Raw genomic sequence first — 17,078 nt, 5'->3', positions numbered from 1 at the left:
GATGAAGATGTACACTTTTTGTTACACCTGAGGCCCAAAAATAATATATTTTTTGATGCCATCGAGTTAATTTTTTAACCGCAGATGTATACAGATAAACACAGTTTCTAACATCGGTGTGCGTCATTTCTATCTCCCGAAAGATCGGGACAAGTTGTGTTTAAATTATTTTTGTTTTACCGAATGGCTTAACTCAACTGCAATGAGATATCTTTCAGTATAATTGAGTTGATTTTTTAGCCACAGGTGAACACAGATAAACACGGATTTTTTACATCTGTGTGCATTCTTTTTACATGTGGTAAAATTATTTTTGCTTTACCGAATGGCGTAACTCAGCTACAATGAGATATTTTTTAAGGTCAGCTGTTATCAAAATTTGTTACACGGCGTAAATATCGTAGTTTTACCAAATTAAGAGTACCACAAACTTTTTATATTCATGAAGAAAAACAAACTCACGCTTTTTATTTTTATAGCGCTGATTGCGGGTATTGCACTGGGCTACATTTTAAATGTAAACTCAATCGATGTTTATAACCAGAACATACTCAACGCTGATGCGAAGGTTAAAAGTATAGAGGTAAGCATTGCCAAATCAACCGATACCACAAGCATTGCTTACACACAGTTAAAAGCCGAAAAAAAGATCAATTCGAAAATCAAAAAAGAGAACGAAGACATCAGGGAGAAAAAGTTAGAATATTTTACGCTGTTGAGCGATATTTTTCTCCGACTGATTAAAATGATTGTAGCCCCGTTGGTATTTACCACCCTGGTGGTAGGTGTAGCCAAAGTTGGCGATATTAAAGCAGTAGGCCGTATCGGTGGTAAAACATTGGGTTGGTTTTTGGCCATGTCGTTAATGTCGCTGGTGCTGGGGATGATCCTGGTAAACTTGTTTGAGCCGGGAAGGCACATGAAGTTATCCTTACCCGATCATTTAGTAAATACAGGCATCCAGAAAGCCGCTATGAGCGTTAAAGATTTTATTGCCCATGTTTTTCCGAAAAGCATTGCAGAATCGATGGCAAACAATGAAATTTTACAGATTGTGGTATTTTCATTGTTCTTTGGTGTAGCAACAGCCGCCATTGGCGATATGGGTAAAATAGTGATCAAAGCATTCGATGCCATTGCACACGTGATCTTAAAAATGACCGGTTATGTGATGAATTTTGCTCCATTGGCCGTTTTTGGTGCCATGACAGCGATTATAGCCAAACAGGGACTTAATGTACTGCATACTTATGCCATATTTATCGGCGAGTTTTACCTGGGATTGGGTATTTTATGGTCAGTATTGATTTTTCTGGGCTTTTTAGTGTTGGGAAGACGCATTTTCCGCTTGGTAAACGATATGAAGGAACCAGCTATTCTGGCTTTCAGTACGGCTAGTAGTGAAGCTGCATATCCAAAAACCATGATGCTTTTAGAGCGTTTTGGCTGTAAAGATAAAATTGTAAGTTTCGTTTTGCCTTTGGGTTATTCGTTTAATCTTGATGGTTCGATGATGTACATGACTTTTGCTTCCTTATTTATTGCACAGGCTTATGGTATTCATTTGGGCTTTGAACAACAAATTTCGATGCTGTTGATCCTGATGTTAACCAGTAAAGGTATTGCAGGCGTGCCAAGGGCATCTTTGGTGGTTATCGCCGGTACCATTGCCAGTTTCAATATTCCTGAAGCAGGTTTAGCTTTACTGATCGGTATCGATCCGCTGTTGGATATGGGGCGTTCTGCAACCAATGTGGTTGGAAACAGTATTGCTACCGCTGTGGTAAGTAAATGGGAAGGGGAGCTGAAGGAGTCCGAAGTCTAGAGTCCTGAGTCTTATAACATTCATTCAATAATTCTCTCATTCAATAATGCTCTAAATCAATCATAAAAAATTCAATCATTCAAAATTCAATATAAAAGTGTCAAGTAGAGGAAAAAAAATATTCTTAGCCATTACCATCATTGTTCCGATGATTATTTATTGTTACATCTATTACAAACCGATTATCCAGAACGCACCGTTCAGAAAAGCTGACTTTGTATCAATGGAATACAAATGGGGCGTAAAAGATAGCTTAGAAAATAGTTACAATTCTGCAACTGGCGAATACCAGTATGTTACCAGTGCAGATTCTATCGTTCGCAAGAAAGTTTTTTTAAAAAGCGATGATATCCTATATATGCATGGTAAAGCCAATGAAATCGGACTTTGGAATTTTCCGGATACCATTGGGAAAAAAAGTGCAAAATCAATGGCCGTACCCCGTTACGATCTGTTTTTCAAATACAAGGAAAAATCTAAACATGTTGTAATCTATGGCGATTTCGATGGTAATCCAAAATTACTGGATGCCGCAGTAGAAATGAGAAAAGTGATCATTGAAACCTTAAATCAGGCAGAGAGAAGAAGCGGGAAGTAGTCCGGAGTCCGAAGTCGGTAGTACAGAGTCGATTAGCTATTCCTCTTGATTTGTCACCCTGAGCGGAGTCGAAGGGTATTTTAGTTTGGAGTCCAGAGTTAGAAAATACCATACATAAGGTCGTCATTTCGAGCGGAGCGTAGAGCAGTCGAGAACCACGTAAGTGCTCAGCGAAGCTAAATCTGTCTAGATAGATCTCTCCATTTCACTGCGTTTCAGTCGAGATGACGACCATTCTTATTTAAGGCTGTGGTGTTGAAAGGTATTTAAGGTGGAGTTAGAGCCGGGCGTTTGGCGTCAATTAACCGGTTTAAACAATTAACCTATTTCCATCGATTGCCTCACTGAGTGGAGTAGAAGGGTACTTTAGTTTAAAGCTGGGCGTTTAGTATCAGTTAACCGGTTTAAACAATTAATCGATTCACCCAACTTGGCGTTTGGCGCCGATTAACCGATTTGAACAATTAACCCGTTAGCCGCTAAGCTATCAACCATGAACCAAAAAAACATCAACCAATAAGTTAGTTTAGCGTTCAATTAACCGGTTCTAACAATTAACCATTTAACCATTTTTTATTAGGATGTTTTCGTATATTTACGATATATTCGTAATAATGGAAAAATTAACGTTACAGGAAGAAGAGGCCATGCTGGCCGTTTGGCAAATCGGTAAGGGGTTTATCAAAGATTTTATGGATGTACTTCCTGAACCTAAGCCACCATATACCACACTGGCATCAACCGTTAAAAATTTAGAGCGCAAAGGTTATCTGGTAAGCGAACGTTTTGCCAATGCCAATCGTTACAGCGCAAAAGTTAAAGAAACAGAGTATAAAAAACGCTTTATGAGCGGTTTCGTGAATAATTATTTCCAAAGCTCTTATAAAGAACTGGTTGCTTTTTTCGCCAAGGATAAAAAAATCAGTGCCGAAGAGCTAAAGGAGATTATCAATTTGATTGAAAACCCTCAAAAGTAAATGCCATGCCACATTTCTTTATCATCCTATTAAAGATTAACCTGGTGCTGATTTTATTTTCGGCAACATATTATCTGGTGCTGCGCAGATTAACGTTTTATTCCATCAACAGGATTTTTCTGTTGTTTGGGATTCTGTTTTCTACAGCTTACCCATTTATTAACCTCACCGAATTTTTTGCTGGTCAGAAAGCAGTCCCGGCCTTTGTACCCCGATTAAATCAACAGGTGAGTCAATTGGTGCAGCAAGATGCTGTTTCGGTATTCTGGCAGGTATTAAGCTTGCTTTTTTATGCAGGGGTGCTGGTAATGGCCTTAAGGTTATTGATACAGTTTATCTCGCTTTACAGAATGCATAAAAACTCTTCGCCTGAGCATCTGGATGATTATAAAGTAAGGGTTTTAGACGAAGAAGTGAGTCCGTTTAGTTTTTGGCAGACTATTTATATCAATCCGCGATTGCACAAAAAGCAGGACTTGAACAATATCCTCGAACATGAAAAAGTACATGTGGAAGAATGGCATACGATAGATATCATCCTTGCCGAAATCTGTGTAGTTTTTTATTGGTTTAACCCGGGTGTTTGGCTGATGAAAAAAGCGGTAAGAGAAAACATTGAGTTTATTACCGACGCTAAAATTTTGAAAAAGGGGATCGATAAAAAAGCTTACCAGTATAGTTTGCTGGATGTGGGCACGTTACAGCCATCAGTAGCTATTGTTAATAATTTTAACCTTTCTGACCTAAAAAAGCGGATCAAAATGATGAATGCCAAACGTTCGTCCAGGGTGAATTTAACACGGTATTTATTTGTACTGCCAATATTGCTTTGCGTTACCCTGGCATTTACCATTGACAAAAAGGAGGTTAAAAAACATTTGGCACCTTTAACCAAAATGGTGGCTGAGGTTTTACCTGAAAAAGTGACCAAAGTACAGCTAAAATCAAAAACGGTTTTAAAACCAAAAGCAAAAAAGAAAATATCGATTGATACGCTGAAAGTGCCTGATACGGTTACTAAGATGACTTTTATCATCAAAAGCATTACCAATGGGGTAGATTCTTCACGTAAATCGGTTGAAGAGGTTCTAAAAGGCTTGGGTAAAAAAGTAAAAATAATGAGTTTTAAAACGGACGGTGATTTTAAAGGCAAAACTTTTGTTCAGCACTTTAGCTTTACGGATACGGTAAAACCGGATCATAAAAACATTGATGTAAAAGTTTTAACTAAAAGTGGCGGAGACCTGGAAGAACTGCCCATGCCCGGGAAAAAAGGAGTTGGGTTTATGTATATTGTAAAATCAACCGCCACAATCTCTGATGCAAAAGATGGAAATCAGCATCCAAAGGCTACTGGAATAATGGTAGCAGAAAATACCTCTTATTTTCTAAACGGCAATAAGATTACAAAAGAGGAACTGGATAAACTAAACCTGAATAAAGTTTCTGATATGAAAATTGATAGAAATAATCAGGCTATTCAGATTACTACAAAACCGTAATTCTCCACAGTTTCCATCATTTCGAGCGCAGCAGTCGAGAGCCACGATTGCTTAGCGAACTAAATCTACTATAGATTTCTCTCCTGAAGGTTCGGGACTGTGCTACAGGAGATAACTAATAGATGATTTGAATTTAGTAAGATCGTCATTTCGACCGCAGTGGAGAAATCTTTGAACTTGCTTTAAAAGATCTCTCCATTCCGCTGCGCTTCAGTCGAGATGACGACTTTAGGGGATGCTCCGTTTGCTCCTCGCAATGAAGCATCTATTCATTAAAAACTAAAAGTCGCCTTCAACATCGCCACCCTTCCAGGAATATAATACGTTCCCGTAGTAAGTGAATTTGCTGAAAGATAAACCGCATCAAAACTTTTGATATTCGCCAGGTTGGTGATGCCAAATTCAAAATCTGTTTTTATTTTCAGGTATTTGTATTTGATATTCATATCCGCAAAAAGATATTTTAGATTAGGCTGTGTAGATTGATGCGTAAATAAATGTTCGGCCGATAAGTTTACATATACATTTCTAAAAGTGGTAATGGCCAGGGTAGATTGTTGCCTGAGCTGCTGAAAATTCGTTTTAATCGCATCAGCAACCTTAGCTTTATTGTCCGTTACCGAAAAATTTGCCAGGTAAGACCAATTGATAAAGTTGGTGAGTTTTGCTTCTATTCCCAGTTTGTAAGAAATGGTTTGGGCATTAAATGCAAAAAGCTCATTGTTCTGCAGTTGATCATACTGGCTTTGCGAAAAACTAATGCCTCCATTTACTGTGCTTTTCAGCGCAAAAAGATATTTGCTGGCATTCGCATTAAAAGATAGGGTGCGGATATGGTTGCTCAATGGCAGTACCACTCTTTGCTGGATATTATTGCTTAAACTGTATGATGAAATGGTGTTCAGTTCGGCATCACTGTAATTGGTAGTTAAATTTATAAATAACATCTGCATGGCTTTCCTGAAATTGAACCCTGCACCAATGTTATGGGTTTTCGATTCCGAAATCGGTGCGTTATTGGCGAAAAGAGAGCGGTAGTTTTTTAATACGGTGCCCCGGTAAACGTCGTCAATTCCACCTAAATCGTTCCGGAAGCTGTAATTTGCTGTTACATAATTTTCAACACTGGTTTGGTATTTTATATTCAAAGAAGGGTTTAGAAACAATTTATTCAGGCTCTTATCCAATTCATTAATGTCATCACTGTATTTAATGAGGTTATAACTCAATGGCAAGCTTAAGCCGGCTTTTAATTTATCGTTGGTAAATTCGTATGTGGCATCGGCATAAATCTTGGTTTTTAGCCAATCAAGGTCATTTACGGTATTGCCCGATACGAGTTCGGTTTGCTGGTTGTTCTGCCTACGGTAAAGTTCCGAATTGAGCTGTTGCTGCTGCACATTAAAACCTGCCTTATACGTTTGTACAAAATGGTTATTTACAAAAGCAAAAGAAGCGTAGTTATTGGTGTACCAGGTTGGTATTTTGATATACTGGCTTAAACCAAGATAAGTGTTTCCGTTGTTTAAAATATCAGCGTTAAGACCGGGTGTTATGTTTAAGCTTTCAGGCTGAGTAGTACTATTTAAATAGGAGTAGAGGTTAATAACATCTTCTGACTTTAACTTTTTACGGTAATTAAACTCGTTTGAAATATCGAGTGTTTGCTGGCGCAATACCTGATTGGCAGCCACATGATTGATTATAAAAGCCGACGACGTTTTAAAAGGCGCATAATCGAGTACAAAATTATTATTCAGGTAATATTTGTCTGCATTTCCGTTCAGGTTAAACTGTGCCCGTAGTTTTTGCGGGTTGATGGCATTGTTCTGCGATTCTGCATAACTGATGGTCTGGTCTGAAAGATAAGTCTGCGAAAATTTATTGTACTGCTGATTGCGCTGATCGTACAGGTACGAAAGGTTTGCCCTTAATTGCAGATCCTGGTTAAACTTGTACAGATTATTTAAGTTCACTAATCCTGCTTTATTAAAAAGATACCTGCTTTGCGGAAGGGAGGGCACGCCAGCGGCTCCGGTAGAAAGCAGGCCACCTGGTCTGTCATTATCCAGCTTTTTTAAATAATCAGATAGGTTGTGCGAGGTAAGGTCAATCCCCGGGTCATTGCCAATATTATTGCCCTTAATATTATTGATGAATTTTAGCTTTTTATTGAATAACATGGCCGTTAGGTTTTCATCAAAACGATTTGGCATTCCTGCACCAACAGTGGCATCGCCCATAACTTTAAGTTTAGCTTCATCTTTAAGCACCAGGTTAAGTGCTACATCATCGCTCATGTTGTTTTTGCGCATCATTTTAATTGGCTGATCATTCTGGATAACCTGTACCTTATCTACAGCGCCCTGTGGAATACTTTTAGTGCCAATGTTATACTTGTCATCCAAAAGGTTATCGCCATCTACATATAGGTTAGAAATGGATTTTCCGTTATAACTGATTTTTCCATCTTCTGCAACTTCTATTCCTGGCATTTTTTTGAGTACATCACCAATGCTTCTGTCCTGTTTATCCGCGAAATCAGATGGCCTGTAATTTAAGGTATCGCCTCTTGCCGTTAAAGACGGACGGTTTTTTACCGTTACTGTTTCTAAAGCTGTTTCACTGTTCTGCATAACGAGGTCATAACTTTTGCTCACGTTTGTAATAATCGTACTCAATTTTTTATATCCAATGCTCGAGGCCTCTATTTTATAGCCATTAATCTGATCGTTTTTTATTGCGATGCTAAATTCGCCATTGCGGTTGGTTCTGGTAAAATTAATCGTATTTCCCTCAGGATCTTTTAAAATTACGTTGACAGATTCTATGCCTTTTCCATTGGCATCTTTAACCAAACCTTTAATCGGTTTTTGTGCCCAGCTAGAAAAAGATATGAAAAGGAACAATAATGTTATGGCGAAAATCTTCATTTTTTCTCCGGAATTTCGATGGGATTGTTAATCTCTGGCTTTGTTGCGGCGGCATTTCCGGCAGGACGTGAAGTATTATTGCTTCTAAACGAGCCTTGCATGCCACTTGCGGCCATTTGTGCCTGCATAAAACCCTGCGGATCCTTATCTCTTGCCTCCCTAAGTTTGTCTAATTCTTTTCGGGTGGTTTTAATGGCATCTACAGGTAATTTAATTTCTGATTCCAGGTAAGTTGTACTCATATCCATGCCCACCATTTTTACTACACCAACACCTCCGTTCGGAGAAGCAATTTTAAGGTCGTCGGCATTGGTCTGGCCACCATCGTCTTTTACATTTTCAAGTCCTGCAAAGTCGAATTTCACTTCTTTTTTTTCATCGTAGGCTGTTACAATTAAGCCAGGTAATCCGTTTAATTTCCACGGACCGCTTTGGAAAGGGATTTCGGTAGCAAACCAGGCTATCCAGTTCCGGCCTTTAAATCTGGTAGTCGCTTTCTGGCAGGGGATGCCCGAAAAACTCATGGTGTCTTTTAATATTTTCCAATCTATCTTCGGTGCGGTTTCTTCCACCAGGTAATTATTAAAAATGCGTTCCTTGGTAATCATTTTATGCTCATTGGCGAAAAAGAAATAATCTACCTGGGTTAATGGGATTTTTGATTCACTTTTAACCTCAATTTTCATGTTACCATTACCGGTTTGGTTTTTTATCTGCTCCTGTATCTGCTTTTGCATATTTAACGATTGCTTCAGTTTATCGTAGCTGGTATAAACCGATGCATTTTTTCCGGTAACCAATAGCATGTTTTCAACCCTTGGTTTATCGCGCTGGGTAGTATCCTGGATGTGTGTAAATGTGTAACGTACTCTTGCCAAAGCTTTATCCGGACTTTGGGCTTTTACAGAGAGGGCTAGCACAGTGGCTAAACAGAAGGGTAATATTCGTTTCATAATAATTGTTTTAAGTCTATTTGCTTTTCGTAAATCTACGAATATTTCGTAGATATAAAATTGATTTAACATTTTTTAACGAAAAGGAGATGGAAGAGGTAAAATTTAAAATGAAACCACTTGCTCCAGAGAAATCTTTAAACCAGATTATTTTTATCTATCGGTTGGTATATTACCGAGTGAAACCCAATGTTATGTTATTAGATTTTTAATTATTATTTGGAAAGGGGCGGGCAGTGGTCCTTGGCGGATTTCAGTTCCGCTTTCCGTTTTTTCCGATGAAGGATCGGAACCACTGCATCCGATAGCTATCGGATCGGGTTTAGAAACAATGGTTTAGTGAATTACAGGGTGAAATATTCATATAATTACCTAAATTGCTTTCCGAAAAAAGCTATTAAAATAGTAGCCAAATCGATCTTGAAATCCTGAAATCTTCAAAATCCTGATTTGGTGAAAAATATTTTCGATATGTGTTTGTGTGTTAATTGAATTTGTTCTATATTTGCACCTCGTTAAATAAAAATTAAAAAACTAATATTTAAACAATGTACGCAATAGTAAATATAGCAGGGCAGCAATTTAAAGTTGCTAAAGACCAGCACCTTTTTGTACACAGATTACAAGGAGATGAAGGCGCTAGTATTGAATTTGATAATGTATTGTTGGTTGACAACGGTGGTGCAATTACTGTAGGTGCTCCTGCAGTTAAAGGTGCTAAAGTTTCAGCTAAGATCGTATCTCATTTAAAAGGTGATAAAGTAATCATTTTCCACAAAAAACGTAGAAAAGGTTACAAAAAGAAAAATGGTCACCGCCAGTTTTTCACTAAGATTCAGATCTCAGACATCACTCTATAATTAATTGTTAACCCAATAATTCGCTTTTTTGGCGAGTTACAAAATATAAAATCATGGCACACAAAAAAGGAGCCGGTAGTTCGAAAAACGGACGTGAATCGCATAGTAAGCGTTTAGGTATTAAAATTTTCGGTGGGCAATTAGCTATCGCTGGAAACATTTTAGTACGTCAACGTGGAACCAAACACCACCCTGATAAAGGTGTTGGTATCGGAAGAGACCATACTTTATTTGCTTTAGTTGATGGTACTGTTATTTTCAGAAAGAAACAAGATAACAAATCTTATGTTTCTATCCTTCCTATCACCGACGCTGAAATCGAAGCAGCAGTAGCTAAAGCACCAGTTGCTAAAAAAGCGGTTGCAAAGAAAGAAGTTGTAGCAGAAGAAGTTGTTGAAGCAGCTCCGGCTAAAAAAGCACCTGCAAAAAAAGCAGCTAAAAAAGACGAAACTACTGAAGAAGCTGCACCTGCAGAATAATTAGTAATCAGTTATAAAAGAAAAGTCCCGATGCAAATCGGGACTTTTTTTGTTTATAGATAGTTCAGTAATCATTAGCTCATTGGTCATTAGTTTGATAGTTCATAACTTAGCGGTTAATTGACTTTAAACGCCAAACGCTCATCTCCAACTCAACTGATGTGTTAAACCATGTTAAATAACAAAAATTAACATTTCTCCGATTTAGATTTGACCATTGATTTAAAACAATTCAAATGAATCTGAAGAAAATATCCTTATTAGTCACACTACTTATTTCTGGTCGGTTGTTGTACGCACAAGATGTGGAAGAAAATATCCGCATGGTAAAACCGTTTAAAGCCGATGGCATATCGAGCGAATGGAACGAGCCACTTAATCAATACAATGATGCCACGAAACTGGCTTTTGCCTTAGCCAACGATGATAAAAATCTCTACATCATTATCGAATCGTTAGATCCTCAAACCACTTTTAGCGTGTTGAGGGGTGGCATTACCTTAAACATCAATACGGCAGGCAAGAAAAAAGACGGCATGAAGTTAACTTTTCCGTTAATGGAAAGACCACCAATGCCGAAAGATGGTGAAGAACACCGAGATCATGCGCCTTCACCGGAAGAAAGGGAAAATGAAATACATGATCCAGCTGCCATGAATAAAAGCATCCGGGTTTCAGGTTTTAAAAATATTCCTGATGGAGAACTTCCTGCAATTAATCAAGATGGTATTGAAACAGGTATGAGTATTCACCCAAACAGAGACCTGATTTATGAGCTCAGTATTCCATTGACGCAGTTAGAAGTAGGTTTGGATCTTAAGAAACCTCTCGTTTACAATATCAAAATTAACGAACCAGCTAAATCTGGTTTCAAAAGAGAGGGTGCTCCTGAAGGAGGAAACAAAGGTGGGGGAAGATCTGGCGGCAGAGGTGGAATGGGAGGTGGAGGAGGCATGGGCGGAGGCGGCCGTGGCGGAATGGGCGGTGGAGGCAGAGGTGGAATGGGTGGCGGCGGTCAGCGACCAATGCAGGGAGGCGAATCTTCTGCTAAATCAGCAGATTTTTGGATAAAATATAAACTGGTAAAGGCTTAAATAAAATTACTTCATTTCGAGCAGATCCGATAGCTATCGGGTGCAACGTAGTCGAGAAATCTATTTTAATAAAATCATCTTTATAGATTTCTCCAATTCGCTGCGCTATAGTCGAAATGACGAACGCTTTAATACTCCCTGGCCATTAATTGCTCGGTAAGCGTTAAAAGATTTGCTTTCCGTTCATCGCTCACATTAATCTGTTCAAATACCGCTAAGGCTTTGTTACGGTAGTAATTCATGTTTTCTTTGGCAATTTCCTGGATATCTAAGGTATCGTAAACCTGACGAACAGTATCTACTTTTTCTTGTGCGTTAAATTCTTTATACGATGTCCAGGTATCTAATGAAGCACGGGTTTCGCCATCTGCTAATTCGAAAGCTTTTAATAGTAAGAAAGTCTTTTTATTGGCAATAATGTCTCCGCCAACCTGTTTTCCAAATTTTTCGGGATCGGCATAAACGTCTAAAATGTCATCCTGCAACTGAAAAGCAATTCCGATATTTTCGCCAAACTGATAGATTAAATCGGCATCTTTTTCTGAAGCCCCGGCAATAATAGCGCCCAATTTTAGTGCACCACCAAGCAATACAGCCGTTTTTAGCCTGATCATGTTGATGTATTCTTCAATACTTACGTCGTCACGGCCTTCAAATTCCATATCCAGCTGCTGACCTTCGCAAACACCCTGGGCTGTTGCATTAAAGGTATCTAAAACGTCTTTCAGGAATATAGGATTTACTTTAGCAAGGTTTTTATTGGCTTCTACCATCATTACATCACCACTTAATATGGCTACGTTGGTACTCCATTTCTCATGTACGGTAGCCTGCCCTCTGCGGAGTGGCGCATTGTCCATAATATCATCATGAACGAGCGTAAAATTATGGAAAACCTCAATCGCCATGGCGGCATGAACCGATTGGTTTGCATCTTCTCCAAATAATTCGGTAGCCATTAAAACCAGCAATGGTCTTACACGCTTTCCGCCAAGGTTAATAATGTAAGTAATCGGATCGTAAAGTTGTTTAGGGTGATCCGGAAACTTTAAATTTTGTATTGCAGTATCTAAAATTTGCTGTAGTTGTTCTGTAGTATGCATTGACTATTTTATTGTTGGGGCCTCCTCTAAAATTTTTATGGCCTCTTCTTCTTTTGCAGTTCTTTTAATAGTAGGATTCGATCTCCAAAAATCGGCATTATAAACCATATTTTGTGTTGTTTTTACATCATTGGTTTTATTTTGGATCTCTTTTAAATCTTTATTATAGGCATTGTCATAATCCATCACATATAAAGTGCTATATAGTTCGAGGTTTTTTGTACCTAAGCCCAATACCGTCATTCTACTTTTTAAGGTCAGTACGGAAAAATCCAAAATGCTTTTATTATTGCTGTTAACGGAGTATTGCGAAATTAAATTTGCCTCTTTTAGTTTTGCCCCTAATACACCTTTACTAGTTAAACCGAAATTTTTGATGGTACCATCGATTTTTAAAATGTTATAGGTATCTGTATTTAAATAGTAATCTCCTTCAAAATATGCCTTTTCATATTTAACTTTTAATTTGCAACTAATCACTGCAATTTCATCATCGCCGGATTTATATGTGCTTTTTATTTTGAAAGTATATAGCGAATCTAATTTTGAAGATAATGGTTTTGCATAATAACTATTGGATAAATAACCCGAAAGGGTAAATACGGAAAAGCTTAAATTTGAATAAGAAACATGACTATCGTTTTTTAAATACCTGCTTTCGGTAGGCAACCATTTCATAAGTGAGTAGTTTTTCCAATCCGCATTAAAGAATATTTCGTTTAAATAGGTAGGCCGTTCGGCCTCATAAGCAATCTGGCGGAAAAAAGCTTTAGCATAGTACGATTCATCAACGCTTTTTACGGCTTTTGCATAAGCACTTTTCATTAACGAAAGCGCATTATTACCTACAACAACTTCTTCGAGGTTTTGTACAATAGCCTTTAATTTTAGATTTAAAAAGGTATCGTTTGCTTTGATTTTTATGGGTTGATAACTGATATGTGAAATTGTTAAATCACAAGGCAGCGAGTTTACAGCGAGTTCAAATTCCCCGTTTTCATTACTAATCGTTTTATGGTTTGCATCTGCCTGAACGGTTACATAAGCCACTCCGCTATTCGATAATTCATCAGTAATTTTTCCTTTTATCGTTTGAGCCAACAATAAATAGGGAAATAACCAAAAAAGGATAATGTTAAAACAAAACTTTAATTTCATTAAAATTTAATCAGGAATCAGCGTAAAATCGATTTGACGTTTAGAAAGATCTACTTTTTTAACCCTGATCATTACTTCATCTCCGAGCTGATATTTTTTCTTTTTGCGTTGGCCTACAATGCAGTAGTTTTTCTCATCGAGTACATAAAAATCATCAGATATATCTCGTAAACGGATCATACCTTCACATTTGTTCTCTTCAATCTCTACATACATACCCCATTCGGTAACACCAGAAATGATGCCTTTATACTCGGTACCAATGTTGTTTTCAAGGTATTCGGCCTGTTTGTATTTAACAGATGCACGCTCGGCATCTGCTGCTCTTTTTTCCATTGCCGAAGAATGTACAGAGGCCACTTCATAAAACTCCATATCGGCAGATTTACCTCCATCTAAATAGGTCTGTAAAAGCCTGTGTGCCATCACATCCGGATAACGGCGGATAGGGGAAGTAAAGTGGGTATAATATTCAAAAGCAAGGCCATAATGGCTGGTTTTCTTGGTAGAATAAATTGCCTTAGCCATTGATCTGATGGCCAGCGACGTTAAGATATTCTGTTCTTTCTTGCCTTCTACATCAGCCATTAAATTATTTAGCGATTTTGCAATTTCTTTATCCGATTTGGTATTGATTTTATAACCGAAACGGGAAGCAAATGTGGCAAAAGTATTCAGCGTTTCCATGTTTGGCGAATCGTGCACACGGTAAACGAAGGTTAATTTATCTTTTCCTTTGGTTTTCTTTGCGATAAACTCGGCAACTTTACGGTTGGCCAGAAGCATGTAGTCTTCAATCAGTTTATGGGCATCTTTACGTTCTTTAACATAAACACCGATCGGTTTTCCTGATTCATCAAGTTTGAATTTAACTTCAGTACTTTCGAAACTGATCGCACCATTTTTGAATTTACGGTCGCGGAGGATATAAGCCAGTTCATTTAATTTCAGGATTTCCTGGGCATAATCTCCGGCTTTATTCTCGATTACTTCCTGTGCTTCTTCATAACTGAACCTTCTATCAGAATGGATTACCGTACGGCCATACCATTCATTTTGAATATTGGCCTGTTCATCAAGTTCAAAAACAGCTGCAAAACACAATTTATCTTCATTTGGACGTAATGAACAAACGCCATTACTTAAACGCTCGGGCAGCATCGGTATCACCCGATCTACCAGGTAAACCGAAGTAGCACGGCTGTAAGCTTCTTTGTCTAATTCTGTCCCCTGGATTACATAATGCGAAACATCGGCGATGTGTACACCGATTTCGTGGTTTCCGTTAGGAAGTTTTTGGTAAGAAATGGCATCATCAAAATCTTTCGCATCTGCCGGATCTATGGTGAAGGTTAATACATTTCTAAAATCTTTTCTTTTCGCAATTTCGGCTGCCGGGATTTCTTCAGGGATTGCATTTGCTTCGCGTTCTACCTGTGGCGGAAACTCCAGTGGGAAACCGTACTGCGCTAAAATCGCATTCATTTCGGTATTGTTCTCGCCCTGGTTACCCAATACGTGTTTAACTATACCAATTGGATTTTTGGCGCTTTCAGGCCAATCAGACAAGGTTACCAATACCCGCTGACCGTTTTTTGCGTCGTGGGTATCTGCCAATGGCACAAAAATATCGTGCATCATTTTTTTATCATCCGCAATTACAAATGCAAAACGATCGGAAATTTTAATTACACCTGTAAAATCTGATTTTGCCCTTTTAATAATTTCGACAACTTCGCCGTCGTTTTTACGACCGCTTTTCTTTGCGAAAACATAAGCTTTAACGGTATCGCCATGTAAAGCATTTTTAAGTTTTCGGGGAGCAACAAAAACGTCTTTTTCAAACTCATCTTCCGGAACAATATAAGCCGAACCATCGGCAGTCATATCAACCGTACCAATAATGAAGTTTTGTAGCTCTTTAAGTTTAAATTTACCTTTTTCGGGTTCTAAGAAAATTCCCGCACTTTTCCCTTCTTTTAAGATCTCAAGAATGGTTTCTCTCGATTCCTGATCGTTCAAATTTAATTTAGCCGAAACCTGCTTGTAATTTAGCAACTGATTACTGTTCTTTTCAAAAACATCACTAACCAATTGATTCAGAACCAATTTTATATTTGCCGATTTTTTCTTTGCCATACGCTAATACTGAATTTATCGAAGATACAGAAAATATGTAAGATGGGGGATGGAAATTGGATAATGGGGAGTTCAGTAGCTCATTTGCCATTGGTTTATTGGTAGCTGAAATTGCAGACGAGTTACGGTTCATTGTTGATAGCAAAAGCGGTTAATTAGTTCATTGGCCATCGGTTAATTATTATTGTGAATTACTGGTCGGGATTATTGTTGATAGTTTGATGGCTAATTGTCAATAGCTGAGGTGCTGAGGTAAAATGACTATTTGACTATCGACCATGAAACATTAACCAAATAAATAATATTTCATTTTAAACCTTTATTCTGAATTCCTTTCCATTCTACGGACTACGGACTACGGACTACGGACTACGGACTACGGACTACGGACTACGGACTACGGACTACGGACTACGGACTAATCTAATCTCTGCATAAGTAATCCTCTTTCTTTCAGAAGTATAGCTTAAGTGGATATTCCCTTTTTTATCCTGAATAATGGCCGGGTAACTGTATTCACCTTTATCGTGTTTTTCTAAAGTGTAGATGTCCTGCCAGTTTTCACCATCCGAAGAAATGGCGAGTTTTAGGATCGAACGGCCTTCCCACCAGTTTTTGCCTGAGGTTAAGGGATTATAGATTAGTAATTGCCTTCCATCGGTTAAAGTAACAGCGTCGCTGCCCGAATTTGGGTTGGGTAAGATTGTTGCTTTTAATTTAGACCAGGTTTCGCCATTATCTTCCGACCAGCTTTCTACAATTACATTTTGCCTGCTTCTGCATAATAATTGCAGTTTTCCTTTAGGGTAGGTTAAAATGGAAGGTTGTATAACCCCAAAAGTATCACAATTGATTTCGATTTTCTTCCAGTTTTTTGCCTGGCCGTCTGATTTTTCAATGTGGATTTTCCATGTTTTTTCATCCAGACTCTCCGTGCTTGATGGATAAAGAATCGTTCCGTTTTTAAGCTGAACGGGTTTGTTTTTTATTGGCCCCAAAAAGCCGGAAGGAAGCTTTTTTGCCACAGACCAGGTCTTACCATCATTGGTAGAAGTTTTGTACTCTGCCCACCATTCCCTTGGGTTTGGGCCAACTTTATAGTGTAAAAATAAAGTTCCGTTTGTGGCTTTAAATAATACCGGATTCCAGCATGCTATTGGAAGATTGGTATTTGTGGCGCCTGTTGCGATTTTAACTGGTGTAGTCCATTGGTCATGATCTTTTGTCGCTATCCAGATGGCCACATCATTACTTCCTTCGTGTTTTCCACCAAACCATGCTGCCATTACTTTACCATCATTAAGTTGTACGAGCGTAGAGGCATGGCAAGCTTCATAAGGTGCCTGATCGAAAATGCTTTCTCTCGTAACGATCTGAACCTTTGTTTTTTGTTGAGCGAGGCAGGTAAAAGAAAATAGAGCGGTAATGAAAAATGAAATTATTTTTTCCTTAAACAT

At 38.2% G+C, this 17,078-nt stretch carries 13 protein-coding genes; 7 read left to right on the top strand and 6 right to left on the bottom strand.

Annotation, left to right across the window (positions count from 1 at the left end; genetic code table 11):
* Positions 1-442 precede the first annotated feature (442 nt).
* The 4 genes from H9L23_RS12845 to H9L23_RS12830 all read left to right on the top strand — a co-directional run bounded on the left by H9L23_RS12845 (position 443) and on the right by H9L23_RS12830 (position 4,902).
* Positions 443-1,825 carry a dicarboxylate/amino acid:cation symporter gene (locus H9L23_RS12845; RefSeq protein WP_187595325.1) on the top strand — a complete coding sequence of 461 codons (1,383 nt, stop codon included), beginning with the start codon at positions 443-445 and terminating at the stop codon, positions 1,823-1,825.
* A 97-nt stretch (positions 1,826-1,922) separates the two neighbouring features.
* Entirely contained in the window at positions 1,923-2,423 is a 501-nt protein-coding gene (locus tag H9L23_RS12840; RefSeq protein ID WP_187595324.1) for a hypothetical protein, read from the top strand.
* A gap of 614 nt (positions 2,424-3,037) precedes the next feature.
* Positions 3,038-3,400 (top strand): BlaI/MecI/CopY family transcriptional regulator, encoded by a 363-nt coding sequence (locus H9L23_RS12835; RefSeq protein WP_187595323.1) that lies wholly within the window; start codon positions 3,038-3,040, stop codon positions 3,398-3,400.
* 5 nt (positions 3,401-3,405) lie between these two features.
* Positions 3,406-4,902 carry a M56 family metallopeptidase gene (locus H9L23_RS12830; protein ID WP_187595322.1) on the top strand — a complete coding sequence of 499 codons (1,497 nt, stop codon included), beginning with the start codon at positions 3,406-3,408 and terminating at the stop codon, positions 4,900-4,902.
* Positions 4,903-5,174: 272 nt separating this feature from the next.
* Here the strand turns inward: H9L23_RS12830 and H9L23_RS12825 are convergent, their stop codons facing one another.
* Positions 5,175-7,835 (bottom strand): TonB-dependent receptor, encoded by a 2,661-nt coding sequence (locus tag H9L23_RS12825; RefSeq protein ID WP_187595321.1) that lies wholly within the window; start codon positions 7,833-7,835, stop codon positions 5,175-5,177.
* Positions 7,832-8,788, bottom strand: a complete 957-nt coding sequence (locus H9L23_RS12820) for a GLPGLI family protein (protein ID WP_187595320.1) — start codon at positions 8,786-8,788, stop codon at positions 7,832-7,834. Before H9L23_RS12820 ends, H9L23_RS12825 begins: the two co-directional genes overlap by 4 nt.
* 548 nt (positions 8,789-9,336) lie before the next feature.
* Between H9L23_RS12820 and rplU the strand changes: the two genes are divergently transcribed.
* From rplU to H9L23_RS12805, 3 genes are all read left to right on the top strand, one after another.
* Positions 9,337-9,648 carry a 50S ribosomal protein L21 gene (gene rplU / locus H9L23_RS12815; protein WP_025146774.1) on the top strand — a complete coding sequence of 104 codons (312 nt, stop codon included), beginning with the start codon at positions 9,337-9,339 and terminating at the stop codon, positions 9,646-9,648.
* A 53-nt stretch (positions 9,649-9,701) separates the two neighbouring features.
* Positions 9,702-10,127 (top strand): 50S ribosomal protein L27, encoded by a 426-nt coding sequence (rpmA, locus tag H9L23_RS12810; RefSeq protein ID WP_187595319.1) that lies wholly within the window; start codon positions 9,702-9,704, stop codon positions 10,125-10,127.
* Between the two features lie 236 nt (positions 10,128-10,363).
* A complete protein-coding gene (locus H9L23_RS12805; protein ID WP_187595318.1) occupies positions 10,364-11,221 on the top strand; it encodes a hypothetical protein in 858 nt (285 codons plus the stop codon).
* Between the two features lie 128 nt (positions 11,222-11,349).
* Here the strand turns inward: H9L23_RS12805 and H9L23_RS12800 are convergent, their stop codons facing one another.
* From H9L23_RS12800 to H9L23_RS12785, 4 genes are all read right to left on the bottom strand, one after another.
* Positions 11,350-12,324 carry a polyprenyl synthetase family protein gene (locus tag H9L23_RS12800; protein WP_187595317.1) on the bottom strand — a complete coding sequence of 325 codons (975 nt, stop codon included), beginning with the start codon at positions 12,322-12,324 and terminating at the stop codon, positions 11,350-11,352.
* Positions 12,325-12,327: 3 nt separating this feature from the next.
* Positions 12,328-13,482 carry a carboxypeptidase-like regulatory domain-containing protein gene (locus H9L23_RS12795; RefSeq protein WP_187595316.1) on the bottom strand — a complete coding sequence of 385 codons (1,155 nt, stop codon included), beginning with the start codon at positions 13,480-13,482 and terminating at the stop codon, positions 12,328-12,330.
* A 6-nt stretch (positions 13,483-13,488) separates the two neighbouring features.
* Entirely contained in the window at positions 13,489-15,621 is a 2,133-nt protein-coding gene (gene rnr / locus H9L23_RS12790) for a ribonuclease R (RefSeq protein WP_187595315.1), read from the bottom strand.
* Positions 15,622-16,025: 404 nt separating this feature from the next.
* Positions 16,026-17,078 carry a sialidase family protein gene (locus tag H9L23_RS12785; protein WP_187595314.1) on the bottom strand — a complete coding sequence of 351 codons (1,053 nt, stop codon included), beginning with the start codon at positions 17,076-17,078 and terminating at the stop codon, positions 16,026-16,028.

Source organism: Pedobacter roseus (assembly GCF_014395225.1).
Lineage (GTDB): Bacteria > Bacteroidota > Bacteroidia > Sphingobacteriales > Sphingobacteriaceae > Pedobacter > Pedobacter roseus.
This window is presented reverse-complemented; position numbering and strand designations above follow the sequence as displayed.